The sequence below is a fragment of the Streptomyces sp. NPDC051133 genome (assembly GCF_040682635.1).
In the GTDB taxonomy this organism is placed as follows: Bacteria; Actinomycetota; Actinomycetes; order Streptomycetales; family Streptomycetaceae; genus Streptomyces.
Map to the genome: position 1 here is coordinate 1 of NZ_JBFBBK010000080.1, position 23,126 is coordinate 23,126.

The following is a 23,126-nucleotide window of genomic DNA, read 5'->3' on the forward strand; positions in this document are numbered from 1 at the left end:
GTCGCCTCCGCCACCGGAGCGCCGGCGGCGGCGGAGCCCTCGGCCCGTGCACCACTTCCCGGCGCCGCGGAGGCCGGACCGCCGGTCCCGCGCGCCGGGAAGACCACGTCGGAACACGAGTAGTAGGTGTCCGGCGTGCTGCTGTTCCGCCAGATCGTGTACAGCATCTGACGCCCCGTCCGGTCCTTCGGCAGCGTCGCGCCGATGTGGTACGCCCCGTTCTTCAGCGGCGGGTCCGTGACCTCGGCGAAAGGCCGCTCGGGCAGGTCGGACCAGGCGAGCGGCCTGCCCGGGTCGTACCCCGGCTTCGTCAGATACAGCTCGAACGTGCCCTCGTGCGCGATCGTCGAGGCGTACGTCACCGTCAGCCGCCCGCCCGGTGTCAGCCGCGTCGCGGGCCAGTCCCGCCGGGCCAGATCCAGACCCCGGTACGCCGGCAGGCCGCCGCTGCACAGCCTGCCGTCCGCGATCACCTGCCGGTCCCGGCCGCCCACCCCCGCCACGCGCAGGTTGTCCCACGCGGTGAACGGCCCGCCGTTCGCGGCGATCGCGGCCCGGCAGGCCGCCGTACGCGCGGCACCGCCCGCGGGGGAGCAGGCGTAGACCCGGCTGACGGGGTCCGTGGGGGCCCCGTGCGCCTGGGCAGGCCCCGCCGCCCAGGGCACGAGCAGGGCGGAGGCCGCCACGGCGGCCGCCATGACGCTCGGGCGGGCGGTCATCCGGGTCGTCCGGGTCATCCGGGGCGTCTCCTCGGCGGGCGCGGGAACGGGGTCTGCCGTGTCCAGTACGGCGCGACCGCCCGGCGCGTTCAGCCGGTCCCCGCGCGGCCGTCGCCCGGGGGCGCGAAAGCACCGACCGGTCCGGCCGTTCCGCGCCTCCCGCGCTCCCCCGTTGAGGAGCCGGCCGTCCGCCTCGTATCGTGGCGATCATGGGTGCGGCACCCGTCGCCCCGCGGCTGCCGGGAACAGCCGGGCAGGGGAAGGGGGAACCGTTCTGGTCGCGTCCGTTCACGGACCGAGGAGCGCCCCGCCGACGCCGCACGCGAGGGTGACACGTGTCGAACCGTCCGCCGACGTGCGGACTCCCGGTGTCATTCCGTGAGTTATCGTATGCAAGGGGTAAAAAACAAACCGCATGTCCCGTTCGTTCACGTCGCGAGGAGGGGTCACACGATGGCGAGGCAGTTACGTGCCGAGCAGACCCGGGCAACGATCATCACGGCCGCCGCCGATCTGTTCGACCGGCACGGCTACGAGTCGACCAGCCTGAGCGACATCGTCGCACACGCGAAGGTCACCAAGGGCGCGCTGTACTTCCACTTCGCCGCCAAGGAGGACCTCGCGCACGCCATCCTCCAGATCCAGGCCCGGGCCGCCCAGCAACTCGTCGCCGAGGTCGAGGGCCGCGGATACTCCTCGCTCGAGTCCCTGATGCGCACCACGTTCGGAGTCGCCCGGCTCGCCGTGGAGGACCCCGTGCCGCGCGCCGGACTCCGCCTCGCCACCGCCGACATCGCCGTACGGCCGCCGCTGCGGCACCCCTTCACCGAGTGGCTGGAGTTCGCCACCCGCAAGTTCACCGGCGCCGTCAGGGAGGCCGACGTGCACGGTGACCTCGACATCGGTGCCGTCGCGCACTCCCTCGTCTGTTTCTTCGTCGGCACCCGGGTCGCCGGCCGCTCGCTCGAACCGGTGGGACGGCTTCCGCGCAGAGTCGCCGAGATGTGGCACCTCATGGTCCGCGGCCTGGTCCCGGTGCACCGCCGCCCCCGCTACGTCACCCTCGCCACGCAGCTGGAGCGGGAGATCAGAACCGCCTGAGGCGCGCGATACGGTGACGGGCATGCCCGACACCCCCTTCGCACCCGTGATCCTCGGCGACGAGCCCGGCTCGTTCCCGCACAGCGTGCTGGCCGAGCGGCACCCCGCGATCATCGGGCAGGTGCGGGACGCCTTCCCGTACGGCCCCGGGCAGCACCGGGCGCTGGACGAACTGCTGGCGAGCTGCGCCGAAGGGGCGATCGAGCCGCTCCCCGCCGACGCGCCCGACCTCGGCCGGTGGCACGACTGGGGCCTGGCCCGATGGGCCGGGCGCTCCTGGTACGACGTGCCGTGGCTGTGGTCCGAGAGCTACTTCTACCGCCGGCTCCTCGACGCCGTCGGCTACTTCACTCCCGGCCCCTGGCAGGGCATCGACCCCTTCCGGCCGTTCAAGCGCGCCGAACTCGACGCCTCCGAGACCGACGACGAACTGGCCGCGCTGGACGGCCTGTCGAAGCGCTCCGAGCAGGAGCGGGGCCGCGCCCTCCTGCACGGCTCGCTGTGGGGCAACCGCGCCGACCTCGGCTTCCGGCTCTCCGCCGAGGGCGCCGAGGCCCACGACCCCGCCCCCGCGCTGGTCGCCGACGACAGCGCGACGCTGTGGTCCCTGCTGCCGCCCACCGGCACCGGCACGCTCGTCCTGGTCGCGGACAACGCGGGCCGCGAACTGGTCCCCGACCTGCTCCTGATCGCCCATCTCCTGACCGAGGGCCGCACCGCACGCGCGGTGCTGCACGTCAAGCCGTACCCGTACTACGTCTCCGACGCCACCACCGCCGACGTGGTCGACGCCCTGCGGCGGCTGAGCGCGGCCCGGGGCGCCGCCGCCGAGTACGGGCGCGTGCTCTGGGCGGCCATGGCCGACGGCCGCCTCACCGTGCGAGCCCACCCCTTCTCCTGCGCCCCGCTGCCGTACGCCGAGATGCCGGACGACCTGCGCGCCGAGTTCGCCGCCGCCACCCTCACCGTCCTCAAGGGCGACCTCAACTACCGCCGCCTGGTGGGCGACCGGCTGTGGCCGCCGACCACCCCCTTCGCGGAGACGACCGCGTACTTCCCGGGGCCCGTGGCCGCGCTGCGCACCCTGAAGTCCGACGTCGTCACCGGTGTGTCCGCCGCCACCGAGGCGTCCCTGGTGGCGGCGGAGGGCCGGCGCTGGCGCACCGGAGGCACCCACGCGCTGATCCAGGTCGATCCGTCACTCCAGGCGGACCGGCAGTGACTTGATGCCGTTGATGAAGTTCGACACCAGCCGCCCGGCCGGTGCGGCCGGGCGCGGCGCGGGCAGGGCGCGCAGCGCCTCCTCGTGGAGCAGCCGCAGCTGCAGCCGGGCGAAGTGGGCGCCCAGGCACACGTGCGGGCCGTCCCCGAAGGAGACGTGCGGGTTGGGGGAGCGGGTGAGATCGAGCCGGCCGGGGTCGGCGAAGACCCGCTCGTCCCGGTTGGCCGACGCGTGGAACACCACGACCTTGTCACCGGCCCGGATCCGCCGCCCCGCCAGCTCGGTGTCCCGCGCGGCCGTACGGCGGAAGGTCAGCACCGGCGGATGCCAGCGCAGCAACTCCTCGATCGCCGACGGAAGTTCGGCCTTGCCGGAACGCAGCAGCTCGTACGCCTCCGGATGCTCGGCCAGCGCCAGCAGGCCGCCCGGGGCGGCACTGCGCACCGTGTCGTTGCCCGCGACCGTGAGCAGGAAGAAGAACATCTCCAGCTCTGCGGAGGCGAGTTCGGCGTCGTGCGCGAGAGTCGTCATCACGTCGTCGTCCGGGAAACGCCTTTTGAACGCGGCCAGTTGCCGCGCGTACCCGAACATGTCCTCCAGCATCGCCGGGGACCGCGGGTTCACCGGCCGGCCGCGGTCGTCCCGCACCGGGGGGCCGGCCTCGTCCGGGTCCTGGTAGCCGATGACCCGCTGCGTCCAGCGCAGCAGCAGCCGTCGGTCGTTCTCCGGGACGCCCAGCAGGTCCGCCAGGTTGAGCAGGGCGTACTCGTCGGTGACCGACGCCACCAGGTCGACCGTGCCGTCCCCGTCCCGGGCCTGCCGCACCGCCCGGGCGAGCAGCGTGCGCGCCCGCTCCCGGGCGACCGCAGCGAACCGGTCCACCCGGCCCGGCGTGAACGCACGGCTGACCAGCCGCCGTAACCGCCCGTGCTGCGGCGGATCCTGATTGAGCATCATGCGCCGGATGAACGGCAGGTCCTCCGGCGCGGGGTCCCGGATCTGGGTGGCCCCGAGGTACGAGGAGTACGTCGTCGCGTCCTTCAGCACCCGCACGACGTCCGCGTGCCGGGTCACCGCCCAGAACCCCGGGCCGGCCGGCCAGCCCAGCACCTCCGGCTCCTCCTGCCAGGCGACCGGATGGTGGTCGCGCAGCAGACGGTAGGCGCCGTGGGGCACCCCGGCCGCGTACCGGCGCGGATCGAAGACGTCCGGCACGGGCGGCGCCTCACGGACGCTCACGCCGGCTCCCCCTCCGGCCGGGCCGGCTCCCCTTCCCGCGCCGGACGCGGCAGATCCGGGGAGCCGCCGGAGTCGGCGCGCAGGAAGTCCTCGACCACCCGGACCAGGTCCAGCGGGGTCTCGTCCATGGCGTAGTGACCGGCGCCGGGCAGCGCCACCAGTTCGGCGCGCGGATACCAGGCCGTCCACGTCCGACGCAGCACCGCGGGCGACAGGGCCGGGTCGAGTTCGCCGGCCACCGCCAGCGCGGGCACCTCGCTGCCCTCGACGTCGGCGTGGAAGTCGTCGCCCGCCCACGAGTCCAGCCAGGACCGGAACGCCTTGGCGTCACTGCGCTCCAGCGACCGGGCGACCATCCGGTCCAGCCAGGCGGCGGGGCGGCGGCCGCCGGTGGTGAAGTCGATGATCGCGCGCCGGTTCTCCGGCCGGTGCGCCGCGTCCGAGAACAGCGCCCCCTGCTCGCCCGGCAGCGGCATTCCTGAGGCGGGCACCGGGGAGACGCCGACGATCCGGCGCAGCCGGTGCGGGGCGGCGGTCAGCAACCGCTGCGCCACCGCGCCGCCCATGGAGTGCCCGACCACCGAGAACCGCTCCCAGCCGAGCCGGTCGGCCAGCTCCAGCAGGTCCCCGGCCGCCTCGGCCGTCGTGTACGAGCCCGCCGCGTCCCGGGCCTCGCCGTAACCGCGCAGGTCGACCAGCGCGTAAGTGAAAGCGGTGCGGTCCAGGTCCGGCAGGACGGCCGCGTAGGCGGACCGGTCGGCGAACCAGCCGTGCACGGCGAACACCTTGTGGGCGCCGTCGCCGTGCACCTCATGGGGCAGCACGAAGGAGGTCATGCGCCTACCGTGGCCTGGGTGCGAGGGCACGGCAAGGGTGCGGACGGGTGCACCAGTGGCCCTACGGGCGACGGGAGTTCGGGGTTTCGCGGACGGTTCACGCGATGGTGTGATCATGTGCCGCCCGGCGGATGGGCGTCCGGGGCCACGGGTAGGGCCCGGCCATGACGCAGCCGTTCGAACTCCCGCACTTCTACATGCCGTATCCCGCGCGGCTCAACCCGCACCTCGACGAGGCGCGGGCCCACTCCACGCGGTGGGCGCGCGAGATGGGCATGCTGGAAGGTTCCGGGATCTGGGACCAGGCCGACCTGGAGGCGCACGACTACGGGCTCCTGTGCGCCTACACCCACCCCGACTGCGACGGTCCCGCGCTCTCCCTGATCACCGACTGGTACGTGTGGGTGTTCTTCTTCGACGACCACTTCCTGGACATGTTCAAGCGCACCCAGGATCGCGCCGCCGGCAAGGCCCACCTGGACCGCCTGCCCCTGTTCATGCCGCTCGACCCCGCGACACCCGTGCCCGAGCCGGAGAATCCGGTCGAGGCGGGGCTCAGGGACCTGTGGGCGCGTACGGTGCCCTCGATGTCCGTGGACTGGCGCCGCCGCTTCTCCGTCGCCACCGAGCACCTGCTGAACGAGTCGATGTGGGAGCTGTCCAACATCAACGAGGGCCGGATCGCCAACCCGGTCGAGTACATCGAGATGCGCCGCAAGGTGGGCGGTGCCCCCTGGTCGGCCGGGCTTGTGGAGTACGCGACCGCCGAGGTGCCCGCCGCGGTCGCCGGCACCCGGCCGCTGCGCGTCCTCATGGAGACCTTCTCCGACGCCGTCCACCTGCGCAACGACCTGTTCTCCTACCAGCGCGAGGTCGAGGACGAGGGCGAGAACAGCAACGGCGTGCTCGTCCTGGAGACGTTCTTCGGCTGCACCACCCAGGAGGCCGCCGACACCGTCAACGACATCCTCACCTCCCGCCTGCACCAGTTCGAGCACACCGCCCTCACCGAGGTCCCCGCCGTCGCCGTGGAGAAGGGCCTCACCCCGGACCAGGTCGCCGCGGTCGCCGCCTACACCAAGGGGCTCCAGGACTGGCAGTCCGGCGGCCACGAGTGGCACCTGCGCTCCAGCCGCTACATGAACCAGGGCGCGCGCTCCCGCACGCCGTGGCAGACCCCGGGCGGCCCCGGCACCTCCGCCGCCGACGTCGGCGCCCTGCTCGCCTCGGCCGCGGCGGAACGCCTGCGGGCCTACTCCCATGTGCCGTTCCAGAAGGTCGGCCCGTCGCTGCTGCCCGACTTCCACATGCCCTACGAGCTGGAACTCTCCCCCCACCTGGACGGCGCCCGCCGGAACCTGGCGGCGTGGACGCACCGCATGGGCATCCTCGAGGAGGGCGTCTGGGACGAGGACAAGCTCGCCGCGTACGACCTCGCGCTGTGCGCGGCCGGCCTGGACCCGGACGGCACCCCCGAGGCCCTCGACCTCAGCGCCCAGTGGCTCGCCTGGGGCACCTATGGCGACGACTACTACCCGGTCGTCTTCGGCCGCCGCGGGGACCTGGCCGCCGCCCGGCTGAGCACGGACCGGCTCTCCCGGTGCATGCCCGTCGACGGCGAGGCCGCCCCCGTCCCGGCCGGCGCCATGGAACGGGGACTGACCGACCTGTGGGCGCGGACGACGGCAGGGATGACCACCGAGCAGCGGCGCACCCTCAGGAACGCCGTGGACACGATGACCGAGAGCTGGCTGTGGGAGCTGTCCAACCAGCTGCAGAACCGCATCCCGGACCCGGTCGACTATCTGGAGATGCGCCGCGCCACCTTCGGCTCCGACCTCACCCTGAGCCTGTGCAGGATGGGGCACGGCCCCGCGATCCCGCCGGAGGTGTACCGCAGCGGCCCGGTGCGCTCGCTGGAGAACGCGGCCGTCGACTACGCCTGCCTCGTCAACGACATCTTCTCGTACCAGAAGGAGATCGAGTACGAGGGCGAGATCCACAACTCCGTCCTGGTCGTCCAGAACTTCTTCGGCATCGACTACCCGACCGCCCTCGGGGTCGTCCACGACCTGACGACCCAGCGCATGCGGCAGTTCGAGCACGTCATCGCACACGAACTGCCCGTGCTCTACGACGATCTGGCGCTGTCCCCGCAGGCCCGCGCCGCCACGGACGGCTACCTCCTCGACCTGCGGAACTGGCTGGCCGGCATCCTCCACTGGCACCGGGAAGCGGACCGCTACCGGGCCGCGTGGCTGGGCCGGCGTGCCCACGGCTTCCTGCCCGGCCGGCCGCCCGCCCCCCTCCAGCCGGTCGGCTGACCTCCGCCGGACGATCCGGCACCCGCGCGGCGCGCTCGCCCGGACCCGTGCGGGCCGCCCCGCGCAGCCCGCCGCGGATCGCCGCACCGCCGACCGCAACGGCCGTCACTGGCAAGGCGATTGCCGAAGGGGTGACGCGGGTCGACGGATGCCGCTGGGGGGGGTCAGGCCGGACGGCGCCGGCTCGCCGCGTGCTCGACCGCCGCCCGGGCCAGGGCCCGGACCATCGGGTGCGGGCGCGAGCCGTCGCCGGCCAGTTCCGGCTGGAACAGCGAGGCCAGGAAGAAGGGGTGCCCGGGCAGTTCGGCGACCCGGACATGGCCGTCCTCGTCGTGCCCGGAGAACCGCAGACCGTGGGCACGCAGCGTGTCGAGGTGGCGGGAGGGGCCGTAGGCGCAGAAGTACCGCTCGACCGTGCGGGCGGAGCCGATCACCGACGCGGCCAGCGAACCCGGCTCGATGGTCACGGCGGCCTCGTGGCCCAGCAGCGAGCAGGCCAGCGGTTCGATCAGCGGGTCCTCGGCGTCCGGGTCGTTCTCGGCGTGCGCCACCCCGGTCAGCCCGCACACGGTGCGGGCGAACTCCAGCAGCGCGTGCTGGAACCCGCCGCACGTGCCCAGGAACGGAACGCCCTCCTCGCGCGCGGTGCGCACGGCCGCGAGGACGCCCGCCTCGCTGCGGTACGGGCTGCCCGGCAGCACCCACACGGCGTCGAACCCGCGGACGGCACCCGCTGCCTCGGCGTCCTTCGTCGGGATCCAGTACGCGTCCAGGACCAGCCGGTCCTGCGCGGCCAGGGCCTCCAGCAGCAGCGGGACGCGGGTGTGCGAGACGACGTTGGGGGAGCGGTCGCCGACGAGGGCGATGGTGGCGGTGTTCGTCATGTCCCTCATCCTGGGCGCGGGCGCCCGTTCACGTCCAACGATGATTACTGCACTGTCCATCAGCAGAGCTGATGCCGATGGCATCCTTGCCCGCATGGACCCGCATCTGCTGCGCACCTACGTCACCGTGGCGCGCCTCGCCTCGTTCTCCGAGGCCGCACGCGAGCTGGGCTACACCCAGTCCGCGGTCTCCCAGCACATCGCCGCGCTCGAACAGGACCTGGGGGCACCCCTGCTGACCAGGCGGCCCGTCGCCCCCACCACGGCGGGCGAGCGGCTGCTGGAGCACGCGGGCCCGCTGCTGCTGCGCCTCGACGCGGCCCGGGCCGACGTCGTCCGTCTGGCCGCCGCACCCCAGCACGGCCTCACCCTCGCCACCACCCCGACCGCGCTCGGCCCGGCCGTCCTCGGCGCGCTCCCGCCGGCCGGCGTCACCCTACGGGTGCTCACCCGCGAGGAGGTCCCCGCCGCCGTCGCCACCGGCACCGCCGACCTCGGCCTCGTCGACGGACTGGCCGCGCCGAGCGACCCGCTGCGGCTGCCCGACGTGGCACCGCTGACCACGCACGGCGTCGCCGAGGAGCCCGTGAGCGTCCTGCTGCCCGCAGGGCACCCGCTCGCCGGCCGCCCCGGGTTGCGCCTGGACGACCTGCTGGACGCCCGCTGGCTCGACGCGCCCGACGCGGCCCTCCCGCTCGCGCAGCTGCGCGCCGCGACCGGCGGCGGCGCCTTCCGCACCGCCCTGCGCTACGACGGCACCGACGTGCGCACCCTCACCGCCCTGGCGGCGGCCGGACACGGCCTCACCCTGCTGCCCCGCTCGGCGGCCGCGGACGTACCCGGCACGGTCGCCGTCCCGCTCACCGCCCCACGCGTCATCCACCGCACGGAACTCCTCCACGGCGGCAGCCCGGGGGGCGCGGCGGCGGACGTCGTACGGCGGCTGACGGCGGCTGACGGCGGTTGACGGGGACTGACCGGGGGCGGGGCTCGGCGGGCGGGGGCGAGTCGCCATGACTACCCTCCGCCGCCCTCCGGCCAGTCTCACTCCTTCGTGTCTCGTCGCAGCCCCGTCGGCCGGGTAGAGCACCAGCCGGAGGCGAGCGAACCATGGAACAGACTGCGTTGCGTCCCAAGCCGATGCCCGGCCAGGACCGGCGGGAGCCCGACGACCCCGGCCCCACCCACCGCCCGCACGCCGCGCCCCGGCGCGGACGGCGGCTGCGGACCGTGCTGTCCGGCCTGGTCGCAGGCACCCTGCTGGTGCTCACCGGCATCGGCCTCGGCACGGTCGGCGCCACGGTGATCGGCCTGAGCAGGCTCGCCGAGCTGCGGCACCAGGCGCCGCCGCCCGCCCGGCCGGGAGCGCCCGCGCCCACGGCCGCCCCCGCTCCCGCCGCGGTGGTCCAGGGGGCGGCCCTCGGGGTGGAGGCCGTCGACGCCGCGAAGGCAGGTGCGCTGGTCGTCGGCGTGCACGTGCCGGGTCCCGGTTACACGGCCGGGCTGGTCCGCGGGGACGTCCTGCTGCAGTTCGGCAGCACCCGCGTCGACACCGCCACCGACCTGGCACGAGCCGTCGCCCACGCGCGTCCCGGCCAGGCCGTCGTCCTCACCGTGCGTCACAGCGGCGGGGGCTACCAGCAGTTGACGGTGACTCCCGGGGTGGTGACCTGAGGGACCCGCACCGAAAGGAGGTGCCGGCCGTGCGGCGCCTCGGGAGTCCGCAGGTCCACCGGAGAAGCGCGGCCCGCCGGCCGGCAGCCCCGGCACCCCGCAGATCCCACCCGGAAATTAGCGGCTTCCCCTGAGATTGGCGGCTTCCCCGGAAACCGGCGGCGTCCCCGGAAACCCGCTGGTCCCCCTCCGCCCCGCACGCGATGATGGCCCCATGCCGAGCCTCATCCCCGTGGACCCCGGGCCGTCGGCCCCCGCGATCGGCTCGCGCGGCCCTGCCCGGCCGGGCAGGATGCTGCCCGAGACGTCGTCGCCCCGTTCCCGACCCGTGCTCGGAGGCCCGGATGACCGGTAGTACGCCCCCGCCCTTCACCGCCGCCGACTACAGGGCCCGGATGGAGCGCGCCGCGCGCTCCGCCGCCGACGCCGGGCTCGCGGGGCTGCTCGTGGCACCGGGCCCGGACATGGTCTGGCTGACCGGCTACACGCCCACCGCCGTCACCGAGCGGCTCACCGTGCTGGTCCTCGCCCCCGGCCACGACCCCGTGCTCGTCGTGCCCACCCTGGAGGCCCCGGACGCCGAGCACGCCGCCGGCGCCACCGCGCTCACCCTGCGCGACTGGACCGACGGCAAGGACCCCTACGCCGTCACCGCGGCCCTCCTCGACGACCACGGCCGGTTCGGCATCAGCGACAACACCTGGGCCATGCACCTGCTGGGCCTCCAGCGGGCCCTCCCCGACACCTCCTACGCCTCCCTCACCGACGCCCTGCCCATGCTGCGCGCCGTGAAGGACGCGGCCGAGCTGGAACTCCTGGCGGCCGCCGGAGCCGCTGCCGACGCAACGTTCGAGGAGATCCGGAAGGTTCCCTTCGCCGGCCGCCGCGAGTCCGACGTCGGCCACGACCTCGCCGGGCTGCTGCGCCGCTTCGGCCACTCCCAGGTCGACTTCACCATCGTCGGCTCCGGCCCCAACGGGGCCAACCCGCACCACGAGGTCGGCGACCGCGTCATCCAGCGCGGCGACATGGTGGTCCTGGACTTCGGCGGTCTGAAGGACGGCTACGGCTCCGACACCACCCGCACGGTCCACGTCGGCGAGCCGACCGAGGAGGAGCGCCGGGTCCACGACATCGTGCGCGCCGCCCAGGAGGCCGGCTTCCGGGCCGTACGGCCGGGCGTGGCCTGCCAGGAGATCGACCGCGCCGCCCGCGCGGTGATCCGTGACGCCGGGTACGGCGAGTACTTCATCCACCGCACCGGGCACGGCATCGGCGTCACCACGCACGAGCCGCCGTACATGATCGAGGGCGAGGAGCAGCCGCTCGTACCCGGCATGTGCTTCTCCGTGGAGCCCGGCATCTACCTGCCGGGCCGGTTCGGGGTGCGCATCGAGGACATCGTCACGGTCACGGAGGACGCCGGCCGCCGTTTCAACGACACGACCCGTGACATGGTCATAGTGGACTGAGAGGTCCAGGAGACGGACCAGGAGAGACACTTTCGACGACGACCCGGAACGGCGACGCGCGACCCATGACCCAGGCACCGACCCCCACCGCGGACACCGTCCGCAGACTGGTCCGTTCGCTGCTCAAGGAGGGCACCGACGGCAGTGCGGGACCCGAGGTGCGGCCCGTGACGGAGGGCCGCGAACACACCTGGTGGGTCGGTACCCGCCATGTGCTGCGCCTCGCGCCCGACCGCGAGTCCTCCGCGCGCCGCCGCCGGGAGCTGCGCCTGCGCGACGTGGTCCGGCCGCACGTGCCCGTCGCCGTCCCGACCAGCGTGGCGCACGGCGACTGGGCACCCGGTCTCGCCTACACGCTGGACACCAAGGTGCCGGGCGGCACGGCCGAGGAGCACGACGTCTCGGCCGTCGGCGAGGCCGACCTCGCCGGGCTGCTCACCGGGCTGCGCGCGGTGCCGGCACGGCAGGCCGAGGCGGTCGGTGTTCCGCGTACGGCCCCGCGCTCGCTGGAGGCGCTGCGCCGGATGGCCGTCCACGCGGCCGAACGGCTCGCCGCCGCCGACGAGTTCGACGCGGCACGGCTGCACCAGCTCACCCCGCCCGGCGCGGCCCAGCTCGCCGCGCAGACCGGCACCTCCGTGCTCACCCATCACGGCCTCATCGGCGAGCACGTGGTGGTCAGCGCCGACGGGCGGGTGCGCGGCATCCTGGACTGGACCGAGGCGAGCCTCGGGGACCCCGCCGAGGACATCGCCGGGCTCGCCGTCGCCGTCGGCTCCCCGGCGGCCGTCCGCGCCGCCACGCTGGCCGGCTACGGCGCCCGGCCCTGTCTGCGCGGCCTGTGGCTCGCCCGCTGCGACACCGTCATGCGCCTCACCGACCACGTCGAGGGCCGCGGGAGCACCTCCCCGACCCTGCTGCGGACCCGTCTGCGACGCGCCTGGGAGCCGATCCTGCTGGAGCGGGTGACGGACTTCAAGGAGGACGACACCGAGCCCTGACCCGCCCTCCCCGAGCAGCTGCCCACCGGTCCCCGCTCCCGGTTCGCCGGGCCCTCATCGGGGGCCCGGCGCCTCCCAGGTCCTGGCCCGTCGGGTCCGGGTCCGGGTCCCGGCCCGCCCGGTCCGCGGTCCCGGCCGGACAGCGGCCCGGTGCTGTGCAGCGCGCCGGGCGAGCCGAGAGATCACGGCCACGGTCCCGCGCCGAGGGATCACGGCCTCGGTCCCGCGCCGAGGTGACGCCGCTTCAGGTCCCGCCGTCCGGCCCCGCGCCCCGGCAGCCGCTGTCTCACGGCTGGGACAGCACCACGCACGACTCTCCGGGTACCTGCAGCAGCCCGTCCGGGCCCGGTGGCTCGGCCGGGTCCCACGCCGCGAGGATCTCCACCCGGCCGGTGCCCAGCGGGATCGCCGCCGGCTCCTGGCCCAGGTTCACCGCCACCCGTACGTCCCCGCGCCGGAAGGCCAGCCAGCGGGCGTCCTCGTCGTACGCCACCTTGAGGTCGGCCAGGTCGGGATCCGTGAGGTCGGGCTGTTCGCCGCGCAGTGCGATCAGCCGCCGGTACCAGTCCAGCACGCGCGCGTGGGGGGCACGTCCCGGCTCCGACCAGTCCAGGCAGGACCGTTCCCGGGTCGCCGGGTCCTGTGGATCCGGTACGTCCTCCTCGGCCCAGCCGTGCGCCGCGAACTCCCGCCGCCTGCCCCGCCGTACCGCCTCGGCCAGGCCGGGGTCGGTGTGGTCGGTGAAGAACTGCCAGGGTGTGCCGGCCGCCCACTCCTCGCCCATGAACAGCATCGGGGTGAAGGGCGCGGTCAGCGTGAGCGTCGCCGCGCAGGCCAGCAGGCCGGGAGAGAGCCGGGCGGCGAGCCGGTCGCCCTGGGCCCGGTTGCCGACCTGGTCGTGGGTCTGGGTGTAGCCGAGCAGCCGGTGCCCGGCCACGCGCGCCCGGTCCAGCGGCCTGCCGTGATGCCGGCCGCGGAAGCTGGAGTACGTGCCGTCGTGGAAGTAACCCCCGGTGAGCGTCTTGGCGAGCGCGGCCAACGGGGCGCGCGCGAAGTCCGCGTAGTAGCCCTGCGACTCACCGGTCAGCGCGGTGTGCAGGGCGTGGTGGAAGTCGTCGTTCCACTGCGCGTGCAGCCCGAGCCCGTGCTCCGCGCGCGGGGTGATGAACCGCGGGTCGTTCAGGTCGGACTCGGCGATCAGGAACAGCGGCCGGCCGAGCTCCTCGGCAAGGCCGTCCACGGCCGCCGACAGCTCCTCCAGGAAGTGGCACGCGCGCGTGTCGTACAGCGCGTGCACCGCGTCCAGGCGCAGCCCGTCGATCCGGTAGTCCCGCAGCCAGGCCAGCGCGCTGCCCACGAGGAAGGCGCGCACCTCGTCCGAGCCGGGCGCGTCCAGGTTCACCGCCGAGCCCCACGGAGTGGTGTGCGTGTCCGTGAAGTACGGCCCGAACCGCGGCAGATGATTGCCGGACGGTCCCAAGTGGTTGTGCACGACGTCCAGGACGACACCCAGACCGAGTTCATGCGCCCGGTCCACGAACCGCTTCAGTGCCTCGGGTCCGCCGTACGGCTCGTGCACCGCCCACAGCGACACCCCCTCGTAGCCCCACCCGTGCCGCCCCGGGAACGGGCACAGCGGCATCAACTCCACGTGGGTCACGCCCAGTTCCACCAGGTGCTCCAGCCGGCCGGCCGCCGCGTCCAGGGTGCCCTCGGAGGTGTACGTGCCGACGTGCAGCTCGTAGAGCACCGCGCCCGGCAGCGCTCGCCCCGCGCCCTGCGCACGCCATTCGTACCGCCCGTGGTCCACGACCGCGCTCAGCCCGTCCGGGCCGTCCGGCTGGCGGCGGGAACGCGGATCGGGCAGGACGGGGCCGTCGTCGAGCGCGAAGCCGTACCGGCTGCCGTCCCGCGCCTCCGCGTCCCCCGTCCACCAGCCCGGGCGCCCGGGATCGCGCGTCAACGCGCGCGTGGCGTCCTCGCAATGGAGCGTCACTCGGTCTGCCTGCGGTGCCCACACCTCGAACTGCACGGACGGTTCCCCTTCGTCTGCTCACCGTGATGTCCCGCGTGTCCATCGTGCCGTCCGGACGATCAATCCGCTTTCGAATTCGTCGCTTTCCCGGCGGGTGTCGCGACCGCGCCCGTGGATCGCGCCGCTTCCGCGTTTTCTGGACACCCGGGGTCCACTGCCCGACAATCACCAGAGTGACGTCGTCTTTCGAGTTCTCCACGTACCCCGCGCGGTTGTCGGACGCGGAGCGCGACAAGGCGCTGCAGGTGTTGCGTGACGGCGTCGCCATGGGCCGGCTGTCGCACGACACCTTCCTGCGCCGCATGGAGCTGGCGCTCGCCGCCCGCCGCGCCGACGAACTCGCCGTTCTCGTGGCCGACCTGCCCCAGGAGAACCGTCTCTCGCGCGCGGTCCTCGGCACCGTCGAGGCCGTCTCCGGGTTCACCGTACGGCTGCGCCGCGCCTGGCAGGCCGAGCGGCTGCCCAAGCTGCTGCTGCCGCACCCCGACCGCATCCACCCGCTGCGCATAGGCCGCGACCCGGCGAGCGGACTGCGCCTGAACCACGAGACCGTCTCCCGTGTGCACGCCGAACTGAGCCGCCAGGGCGGTCTGTGGGTCCTCAGGGACCTCGGTTCCACCAACGGCACCACCGTCAACGGCCGCCGGGTGATCGGCGCGGTCGTCGTCCAGGAGGGCGACCAGGTGGCCTTCGGCAGCACGGTCTTCCGGCTCGCGGTGAGCTGAGATCCGGGGCCGCCCCGTTCGAACGGGCGCCCTGTCCCGCACGCGCGGCGCTCCCGATCGGGTGAGGATGCCTCGGGAAAACGGCCCCCCGTGCCGATGCAACGGGGCATGACGTACCTCACCAGAGCGACAGCGGCGGCCGGCGCCCTGCTGGCGGCCGCCGGCCTGCTCACCGCCGGCCCGGCCCGGGCGGCGTCCCGCGACATCCTGCCGGGCGACTGGCTCTACCTGACGGTCACCAAGGGCGAAGCCTCGTCCGGTGCCTCGGGCGGCACCCTGCTGCTGTGCGACCCGCCGCGGGGCCACACGCACGCGGCCGAGGCGTGCGCCGAACTCGCCGCCGCCGGCGGCGACATCGACCGCATCCCCGCCAGGAACGTCTTCTGCACGATGATCTGGGCCCCGGTGACCGCCCACGCGCGCGGGCGGTGGGCCGGCCGGCCGGTGGACTTCCAGGAGACGTACGCCAACACGTGCGTGCTGCACGCGCGCACCGGATCGGTCTTCGCCCTGGACGACCGACGGACCGGCCCACCGGCCGGCATGCGCTGACCGGCCGGCATCCAGCGACCGTACGAGACCGGCCGGCCGGGTGGCGGTGGGCCGGTGCGGCTCAGGGCACCTGTTCCCGGGCCTGCTGCGCCGCCACCAGCACCGTCCTGGACTGGTGCTCCACCTGGTGCTCCAACGGCACCCAGCGGGCCCGGAACCGCTCCGCGAACGCGTCGCACCAGTCGGCGACCAGGTGTTCGAGCCGGGGCGCCGCCCGGTCGTCCGTCTCCCGCAGCACCCGCAGCAGCATCGCCGCCGCCCGCAGCGGCAGCCGCCGCCCGAACGCGTCCACACTGCCGACGTACGCCATCGTCGTGGCGGCCGGCGGGGTGTGGACCCAGTCCTCGGCCAGGCCCGGAATGAGGTCCAGCGCCCAGCGCGCCGCCCGCAGCAGCGGCCCGTCCGCGCCGTCCAGCCGGGGCAGCGCCTCGACGAGGATCCCCTCCACCGCCAGCGCGTCCCGCAGCAGCCGCGCGGAGAGCCGTCGCATCGCCGCCGCCGGTGCCGGGTGCGGGGCCGGATCGTCCACCAGGTCGCTCGCCCACATCGGGACCTCCACCACGGCCGTCAGACCGCCGTACCCGTGCGCGTGGTACCAGGTGCTGTGCCGGGCGTCGTCCGGCATGCTCGGGTAGGCCACACCCGTCTCCGGGCCGGGCATCACGTGCACCCCGGGACCGGAGGCCGGCCAGCCCGCCGCGTCCGAGGCGCCCGTCTCCACCGGGATGTGCAGCTGTGCCGCCGACTTCGCGAACGGCTCCGCGAGGCCCGGCACGTCCCGCGTCAGCTGCACCCAGCTGCCGCCCAGGTCCGTTCCGTGCAGCGTCACCTGCAGATACGGGCGCAGCTCGTCGATCACCCCGGTCAGCGTCCGGGTCTCGGGCGGCAGCCGGTCCGGCGGCAGCACCGACGGCGACCACTCCGGCTGCTCGGCGCCGGTCGGCCGGTAGAAACCGAGGTGATAGTCGAGCAGGCTGCGCGGCGCCGGGGTCACGTGCAGGCTCGCCCCGTCGGGGTCCGCGCACAGCAGGAAGTGCCAGGAGACGCCTGCCCGCAACTCCCGCTCGGCCAGCACCCGTTCCGCCAGCACCCGCAGGGTGGAGCCGCCCGTCGGCTCGTTGGCGTGCGCGCCCGCGACCACCAGCACCGTCCGGCGGGCGTGTCCCACCGACAGCAGGTGCAGGGGTCTGCCCGCGCGCGAGACGCCCACCTGGCGCAGCGTGCACAGCCCTGGTTCCTGAGCGGCCAACGCCTTCGCGGAGGCGACCAGTTCGGGAACGCTGGGATAGCGCAGCTCCGGCAGAGGACTCACCCCCGACTTGTCCGCCCGGCTTCGCCCTCCCAGTCCCGCACGGGACGGGGGAACTGTCAAGCACGCGGAGGCGGAGGCTCCCGGGGCGCCCGGACGCAGTCGGCGGGAGGCGCCGCCACCCGTGCGTTCCGTGGGGTCACTGCTGGTGCAGTCCGCGTCCCGCGAGGGTCAGGAAGACCTCGCCCACCGCCTCCGACAGCGTCGGGTGCGCGTGCACGTGCCGGGCCACGTCCGAGGGCTGGGCGTCCCAGCCGACGATCAGCTGGCTCTCGGCGATCATCTCCGACACGTTCGGGCCGACGAGGTGCACCCCGAGCACCTGTCCGCCGCCGGCCTCCGCGACGACCTTCACCATGCCGCCCCGGCCGTGCACCATGCCCTTGGCGACGGCCGTCAGCGGCATCGTGTTCACGTCCACCTCGTGTCCACGCGCGCGTGCCTCCGCCTCGCTCAGCCCCACGGACGCGGTCTGCGGCGAGGAGTACGTCACCCGGGGCACCGCCGCGTACTCGACCGGGGCCGGCGGCAGCCCCGCCAGCGTCTCCGCCACCAGCAGGCCCTCCGCGAACGAGGCGTGGGCCAGGCCCGGGGAGGGCGGCGGCAGCAGGTCGCCGACCACATGGATGCCGGGTACCGCCGTCTCCAGCCGGTTCCAGTCGGCCGGTACGACGAACCCCCGCTCGTCCGCCGTCAGGCCGGCGGCGGCCAGGTCCAGGCCCTCGGTGACCGGTACCCGTCCGACGGCCACCAGCAGCCGCTCCGCCTCCACCGTCCGGGTCTCCCCGCGGGGGGTGCGCACGCGCGCGCGTACGCCGTTCTCCAGCACCTCCGCGTCCATCAGCCGCGCCCCCGCCTGGACGTCGATCCCGCGCTTCTTCAGGCCCCGCGTGAGATGCCGGCTCACATCGGCGTCCTCCAGGGGCACGATGCGGTCGGCGGCCTCCACGAGGGTGATCTCCGCGCCCATGGACCGGTGGAAGGACGCGTACTCCACGCCGATCGCGCCGCCGCCCAGCACCAGCACGGACGCCGGGAGCCCCGGCGCGAACAGCGCGTCGTCACTGGTCACCACGCGCCGCCCGTCCGGCGTGAGCCCGGGGAGCGTGCGCGGCCGCGAGCCGGTCGCGAGGACGATCCCGCGGCGCGCGGTGAGGCCGTACCCGCCGGGCACGTGGTCGCCGTCCACGCCCTCCACCCGCACCGTGCGCGTCCCGGTCAGCCGTGCGCTGCCCCGCACCACCCGCACGCCGGCGTGGGCGAGATGCGCCTGCACGCCCTTGTGGTTGCGCGCCACGATGTCGTCCCGGGTGGCCACCAGCGCCGCCCAGTCGACCGAGTCCAGCGTGGCCTTCACGCCCCAGCGCTCACGGGCCTCGGCGATGCCGTCGACCAGTTCGGCGGCGTGCAGCATCGCCTTGCTCGGGATGCAGCCCCGGTGCAGACAGGTGCCGCCGACCTTGTCGCGTTCGACGAGGACGACGTCGAGCCCGAGGGCCGCGGCGCGCAGGGCGGTGGCGTAGCCGCCGGTGCCACCGCCGATGACGATGACGTCGGATGTGTTGATGGTCATGGCATCCATCCTTCGTCCGCCTCTTGTCATGAGTCCAAGGCAATGTTGTTGTGGATGTCATGCACGATCTTCATGGGGGGCGGGGGAGTTGAGCCTGCGGCAGCTGGAGTACTTCGTGACGGTCGTCCAGGAGGCGTCCTTCACCCGCGCGGCCGAGGCGCTGCACGTCACCCAGCCCGCGCTCTCGCACCAGATCAAGGTGCTGGAGCGGTCGGTCGGCGGCGATCTGCTGGAGCGGCTGCCGCGCGGCGTGCGGCTCACCCCGATGGGCCGGGCGTTCCTGCCGCACGCCGAACTCGCCGTCCGCAGCGCCGCGCAGGGCCGCCGCGCGGCCCGCGCCGCCGCGGGCGCCGAGGGCGGCGAACTCCACATCGCGACCCTGCACTCCATCGCCGTCGGCGTCATGCCCGACGTCTTCGCCCGCTGGCGCTCGGCACACCCCCGCGTCCTGCTCCGCCTGCACGAGTACGCCACCACCGAGGCACTGGAGGAGGCCGTGCAGCGCGGCACCGCCGACCTCGCCGTCGGCCCCGAGCCCGCCGACCCGCCCGGCACCGTGATACCGGTGGGCGAGGAGAGGATCGTCCTCGTGGTGGCCTTCGACGACCGGCTGGCGGGCCGTACGACGGTGACGCTGCCGGAGCTCGCGGACCGCTCCTGGATCCGCTGCGCCCTGGAACCCGTCGTCCACGGCGAACGCTTTCTCGACTACGCGTGCGGCCACGCGGGGTTCAGCCCCCGGACCGCCGTGTGGACCGAGCACAGCTCGACCGCCGTCCGCATGGCCGCCGCCGGTGTCGGGGTGTGCGCCACCTCGGCCCACCTCGTGCGCGGGGCCGTCGGCGAGGACTGCGCGGTCCTCACCACCGACCCGGCCTGGAAGCGCCCCATCGCCGTCTACGCACGCGTGCCGCCCACCGGGGCCGCCGAGGCCTTCGTGGACCTGCTGCGGACCACCTGGCCGACCCTGGAGACCCCACCGGCCCACTGAGCCGCCGCGCGTGCCACCCAGTGGCTCCCGCATCCCCAGCCGCGATCGCTCCCGCTGAGCCGTCTCGGCGCGCCCCCGGCCGGCCCCGGCCCGCCTCAGCCCTCAGCGATCCGCACTCGGCGCTCAGTGATCCGCGCTCAGCGATCCGCGCTCGGCCCTCAGTGATCCGCGCTCAGCGCTCGGCGCTCCGCACCCGCCGAGCCGCCTCAGGGGCGCTGCCCGGCGGGCTCCTGCATCCCTCAGCCGTCCGTGACCCGCTCCAGCAGCACCACCGGCAACTGCCCGAAAAGGTCCGCCACGCGCGCGTGTCCCGTGAATTCCCGGCCGTCGGTGAGCGTGTCCGCCCAGCGGCCGGGCGGCAGCTCCAGCCGGGTCTCCCGCCAGCCGCCCGCCTCCATGAGCCCCAGCGACAGCCGGGTCACCGCCGTGACCACCTCACCGGAGCGCGCGAACGCCAGGCAGTGCTCCGCCGCCGGGCCGTCCGCGGCGAGGGGCGCGTACGCCGCCGTCGCGCCGAAGGCGCCGGGCCGCCGGGCGCGCAGCCGCAGCGCCGCCGCGGTCAGCGCGTCCTTCTCGCCGGGCAGATCGGGCGGGAACGCCACCGGCCGCCGGTTGTCCGGGTCCACCAGCGCCCGGTACTCGCCCTCCGTGCCCTGGTAGACGTCCGGCACCCCCGGCATCGTCAGATGGACCAGCGCGGTGCCGAGCACATTGGCCCGCACGTGCGGCTCCAGCGTCTTGCGGAACGCGGCCACGCGTTCGCCCGGCGGCCCGCACGGCCCCGCGGCGACGAAGGCCGCCACCGCCTCCTCGTACGGCGGCTCCTGCTCCGTCCAGCTGGTGTACATGCCCGCCTCGCGCACATGCTTCAGCAGCGCCTGCCGGACCCGCTCCTCCTCGGCCGGACCCAGCCCGAACACCGTCTGCCAGGCCGCCCAGGCCAGCTGTCCGTCCGGCGCGCCCTCCTCGGGCCGGGTCACCTCGGCCAGCAACTCCGCCCACCGCGCGGGGCACTCGGTGAGCACGGCGAGGGCCGCCCGCACATCGGCGCTGCGCTTGGTGTCGTGCGTGGTGACGACCGTGCCGCTGAGCGGCCGGTCGCGCTGCACGCGCGCGCAGTACGCGTGGAACTCCTCCGGGGACACACCCGGCCTGCCCGGATTCCCGCCGACCTCGGTCGCCGACAGCAGCGGCACGTAGCGGTAGAACGCCGTGTCCTCCACCGACTTGGCGCGCAGCGCCGACGCCGTCTGCGCGAACCGGGTGCGGAACTCCACCAGGTCGGCGAGGTCCGGAGCCGACGCGTCCGGTGTCTCGACGAGCAGTCGGCGGACGATGTCCACGGCCGCCGCCTCCTCGGGCACCACGAAGGCCAGGCGCGCCTCCTCGGCAGCCTCCTCGGTGACCACGGCGGCCGCGTCACCGGACGCGTACGGCCGGTACACCCGCATCCGGACCAGCAGCTCCTCCAGGGCCGTGCGCAGCGCCCAGGGTGCCCGGTCGCGCAGCGACAGGTCGGGAGAGGACGCGCACAGCCGGGCCGCGACCCGGGTGAGCCGGTCGGCCTCGGTGGCCAGCTCGTGCGTGAGCACCTTGTACGCGGCCCGCCGCACGGTGGCGTCCCAGTTGCCGCCCCGGTCGGTCTGCGGGGCGGCGAACCGCCGGTATCCGGCGAGCAGTTCGGTGGCCCCGGCCGGGTCCGTGAACAGGCCGTCGACGTGCCGCAGGGCGTCGTACCCGGTGGTGCCCGCGACCGGCCAGGAGGCCGGCAGCCGCTCGCCGTCGGCGAGGATCTTCTCCACCACCGTCCAGCGCCCGCCGGTCGCCTCGTGCAGCCGCGCGAGGTAGCCGTCGGGGTCGGCGAGACCGTCCGGGTGGTCGATCCGCAGCCCGTCGACCACGCCCTCCCGGAGCAGCTCCAGGATCTTGGCGTGCGTGGCGTCGAACACCTCCGGGTCCTCCACGCGCACGCCGATCAGCTCCGAGATGCTGAAGAAGCGCCGGTAGTTCAGCTCGGTGCGGGCCAGCCGCCACCACACCGGGCGGTACCACTGCGCGTCCAGCAGCTCCGGCAGCGGCAGCTCCTCGGTGCCGGCGCAGAGCGGGAAGGCGTGCTCGTGGTAGCGCAGCACGTCACCGTCGACCGCGAAGTGCTCCAGCTCGGACCCGAGCGGGCCGCCGAGCACGGGCAGCAGCACCCGCCCGCCCTGCGCCTCCCAGTCGATGTCGAACCAGCGTGCGTACGGCGATCCGGGGCCCTCGCGCAGCACCTCCCACAGGGCACGGTTGTGCCGGGGCGTCATGGCCATGTGGTTGGGCACGATGTCCACCACCAGGCCCAGACCGTGCTCCCGCGCGGTCCGTGCGAGCGCCCGCAGGCCCTCCTCGCCGCCCAGTTCCTCGCGCACGCGCGCGGGGTCCACCACGTCGTAGCCGTGGCGGGAGCCGGGGACGGCCTCCAGGACGGGGGACAGGTGCAGGTGCGAGACGCCGAGCGACGCCAGGTACGGTACGGCCGCCGCGGCGGCGGCGAACGGGAACGCGGGCTGGAGTTGCAGCCGGTAGGTGGCCGTGGGCACCTCCGGTCCGGGGCGCGCAGAAGTCATGGGAACCTACGTACCCAGCCCGTCGCATTTCGTGTCATCGATCCCTGCACGGACCCGCGCACGCGTGCCTAGCATCCGGGCGATGGGAACCACGAAAAAGCCGGACCGGGACGGCACGCTGGACACCTACCGCCGGGTGATCGGCCTGACCGGGCCGCTGTTGCCGTGCGTGTCCTTCCTGGGGCGGCTGCCGACGGCCACCATCCAGTTCGGCAGCGTGCTGCTGGTCGCCCGGACGAGCGGTTCCCTGTCCGCCGCGGGGCTGACCGGCGGTGCCCTCGCGCTCGGCCAGGTGGTCTGCGGGCCGCTGGTGGGGCGGCTCGCCGACCGGCACGGGCAGCGGACCGTCGTCCTGGCCTTCTCGCTCGCCAACGCCCTCGCCGTGGCCCTGCTGGACGCCGCAGCGCTCGCCGGTCTCCCCGCGCTCGTCCTGGCCCTTCTGGGGGCCGTCGCGGGCGCCACCGTGCCGCTCGTCGGCCCGCTGGCCCGCACGCGTCTGGTCGCCCTGGCCCGCCGCGCCGGCGCCCCCGAGGCGACCGTCGGCGCCGCGCTCTCCTTCGAGAGCACCCTGGACGAACTGTCGTTCGTCCTCGGCCCGGCGTTCGTCGGGCTCGCTGCCGTGCTCGCCCATCCGGCCTACGCGCTGGGCGGAGCGGCGGTGCTGGTGGCCGTCTGCGGCAGCGCCTTCGCCCTCCACCCCACGGCCCGCCTCGTCGCCCCGGCCCGCGAGGCTCCCACCGCCCGCGCACCCGAGGTGCCCGGCGCCGCTAGTGCCGATTGTTCACCTGGTGTGACGAATCGTCGGTTAGTTTTCCGAGGGCGGGGCAGAAAGCCCTGTGAAAGGCGGTGATGTTGTGGACGAG

Annotated in this window: 18 protein-coding genes and 1 pseudogene; 11 read left to right on the forward strand and 8 right to left on the reverse strand. The window is 74.5% G+C overall.

Annotation, left to right across the window (positions count from 1 at the left end; genetic code table 11):
- Positions 1-737 (reverse strand): lytic polysaccharide monooxygenase (locus AB0N17_RS42235; protein WP_366017004.1); only part of this gene is annotated, 737 nt, incomplete at its 3' end.
- Positions 738-1,172: 435 nt separating this feature from the next.
- Between AB0N17_RS42235 and AB0N17_RS42240 the strand changes: the two genes are divergently transcribed.
- Positions 1,173-1,820, forward strand: a complete 648-nt coding sequence (locus tag AB0N17_RS42240; RefSeq protein ID WP_366017005.1) for a ScbR family autoregulator-binding transcription factor — start codon at positions 1,173-1,175, stop codon at positions 1,818-1,820.
- Positions 1,821-1,842: 22 nt separating this feature from the next.
- A complete protein-coding gene (locus AB0N17_RS42245) occupies positions 1,843-3,042 on the forward strand; it encodes a damage-control phosphatase ARMT1 family protein (protein WP_366017006.1) in 1,200 nt (399 codons plus the stop codon).
- On the opposite strand, the gene AB0N17_RS42250 is transcribed toward AB0N17_RS42245, so the two are convergent.
- Both AB0N17_RS42250 and AB0N17_RS42255 read right to left on the reverse strand, forming a co-directional pair.
- Entirely contained in the window at positions 3,019-4,281 is a 1,263-nt protein-coding gene (locus AB0N17_RS42250) for a cytochrome P450 (protein ID WP_366017007.1), read from the reverse strand. The genes AB0N17_RS42245 and AB0N17_RS42250 overlap by 24 nt on opposite strands.
- Positions 4,278-5,117 carry an alpha/beta hydrolase gene (locus AB0N17_RS42255; RefSeq protein ID WP_366017008.1) on the reverse strand — a complete coding sequence of 280 codons (840 nt, stop codon included), beginning with the start codon at positions 5,115-5,117 and terminating at the stop codon, positions 4,278-4,280. Before AB0N17_RS42255 ends, AB0N17_RS42250 begins: the two co-directional genes overlap by 4 nt.
- Positions 5,118-5,281: 164 nt before the next feature.
- Here AB0N17_RS42255 and cyc2 point away from each other — a divergent pair, with 164 nt between their 5' ends.
- Positions 5,282-7,441: a germacradienol/geosmin synthase Cyc2 gene (gene cyc2 / locus AB0N17_RS42260; RefSeq protein ID WP_366017009.1), complete on the forward strand. Its 2,160-nt coding sequence runs from the start codon at positions 5,282-5,284 to the stop codon at positions 7,439-7,441.
- A gap of 164 nt (positions 7,442-7,605) precedes the next feature.
- Here cyc2 and AB0N17_RS42265 read toward each other — a convergent pair whose 3' ends face one another.
- Complete coding sequence (locus tag AB0N17_RS42265) at positions 7,606-8,325, reverse strand: hypothetical protein (RefSeq protein WP_366017010.1); 720 nt, start codon at positions 8,323-8,325, stop codon at positions 7,606-7,608.
- A 94-nt stretch (positions 8,326-8,419) separates the two neighbouring features.
- On the opposite strand from AB0N17_RS42265, the gene AB0N17_RS42270 reads away from it, so the two are divergent.
- The 4 genes from AB0N17_RS42270 to AB0N17_RS42285 all read left to right on the forward strand — a co-directional run bounded on the left by AB0N17_RS42270 (position 8,420) and on the right by AB0N17_RS42285 (position 12,472).
- Entirely contained in the window at positions 8,420-9,292 is an 873-nt protein-coding gene (locus AB0N17_RS42270; RefSeq protein ID WP_366017011.1) for a LysR family transcriptional regulator, read from the forward strand.
- Between the two features lie 143 nt (positions 9,293-9,435).
- Positions 9,436-9,999, forward strand: a complete 564-nt coding sequence (locus tag AB0N17_RS42275; RefSeq protein WP_366017012.1) for a PDZ domain-containing protein — start codon at positions 9,436-9,438, stop codon at positions 9,997-9,999.
- Positions 10,000-10,343: 344 nt separating this feature from the next.
- Positions 10,344-11,471 (forward strand): aminopeptidase P family protein, encoded by a 1,128-nt coding sequence (locus AB0N17_RS42280; protein WP_366017013.1) that lies wholly within the window; start codon positions 10,344-10,346, stop codon positions 11,469-11,471.
- A 65-nt stretch (positions 11,472-11,536) separates the two neighbouring features.
- Complete coding sequence (locus AB0N17_RS42285) at positions 11,537-12,472, forward strand: aminoglycoside phosphotransferase family protein (RefSeq protein ID WP_366017014.1); 936 nt, start codon at positions 11,537-11,539, stop codon at positions 12,470-12,472.
- A 286-nt stretch (positions 12,473-12,758) separates the two neighbouring features.
- Here AB0N17_RS42285 and treZ read toward each other — a convergent pair whose 3' ends face one another.
- Positions 12,759-14,504, reverse strand: coding sequence for a malto-oligosyltrehalose trehalohydrolase (treZ, locus tag AB0N17_RS42290; protein ID WP_366017015.1), 1,746 nt, complete (start codon positions 14,502-14,504; stop codon positions 12,759-12,761).
- Positions 14,505-14,680: 176 nt separating this feature from the next.
- Here treZ and AB0N17_RS42295 point away from each other — a divergent pair, with 176 nt between their 5' ends.
- Complete coding sequence (locus tag AB0N17_RS42295) at positions 14,681-15,232, forward strand: DUF1707 and FHA domain-containing protein (protein ID WP_366017016.1); 552 nt, start codon at positions 14,681-14,683, stop codon at positions 15,230-15,232.
- A gap of 108 nt (positions 15,233-15,340) precedes the next feature.
- Positions 15,341-15,784: an SSI family serine proteinase inhibitor gene (locus tag AB0N17_RS42300; RefSeq protein WP_366017017.1), complete on the forward strand. Its 444-nt coding sequence runs from the start codon at positions 15,341-15,343 to the stop codon at positions 15,782-15,784.
- A 61-nt stretch (positions 15,785-15,845) separates the two neighbouring features.
- Here the strand turns inward: AB0N17_RS42300 and AB0N17_RS42305 are convergent, their stop codons facing one another.
- Together AB0N17_RS42305 and lpdA are read right to left on the reverse strand one after the other, a co-directional pair.
- A complete protein-coding gene (locus tag AB0N17_RS42305) occupies positions 15,846-17,096 on the reverse strand; it encodes a M14 family zinc carboxypeptidase (RefSeq protein WP_366017018.1) in 1,251 nt (416 codons plus the stop codon).
- A gap of 136 nt (positions 17,097-17,232) precedes the next feature.
- A complete protein-coding gene (gene lpdA / locus AB0N17_RS42310) occupies positions 17,233-18,666 on the reverse strand; it encodes a dihydrolipoyl dehydrogenase (protein WP_366017019.1) in 1,434 nt (477 codons plus the stop codon).
- Between the two features lie 88 nt (positions 18,667-18,754).
- On the opposite strand from lpdA, the gene AB0N17_RS42315 reads away from it, so the two are divergent.
- Entirely contained in the window at positions 18,755-19,657 is a 903-nt protein-coding gene (locus tag AB0N17_RS42315) for a LysR family transcriptional regulator (RefSeq protein ID WP_366017020.1), read from the forward strand.
- Between the two features lie 239 nt (positions 19,658-19,896).
- Here AB0N17_RS42315 and treY read toward each other — a convergent pair whose 3' ends face one another.
- Complete coding sequence (gene treY / locus AB0N17_RS42320; RefSeq protein ID WP_366017021.1) at positions 19,897-22,263, reverse strand: malto-oligosyltrehalose synthase; 2,367 nt, start codon at positions 22,261-22,263, stop codon at positions 19,897-19,899.
- Positions 22,264-22,345: 82 nt separating this feature from the next.
- Here treY and AB0N17_RS42325 point away from each other — a divergent pair.
- Positions 22,346-23,008, forward strand: a pseudogene (locus AB0N17_RS42325) (MFS transporter); the annotation flags it as partial.
- Between the last annotated feature and the right edge of the window lie 118 nt (positions 23,009-23,126).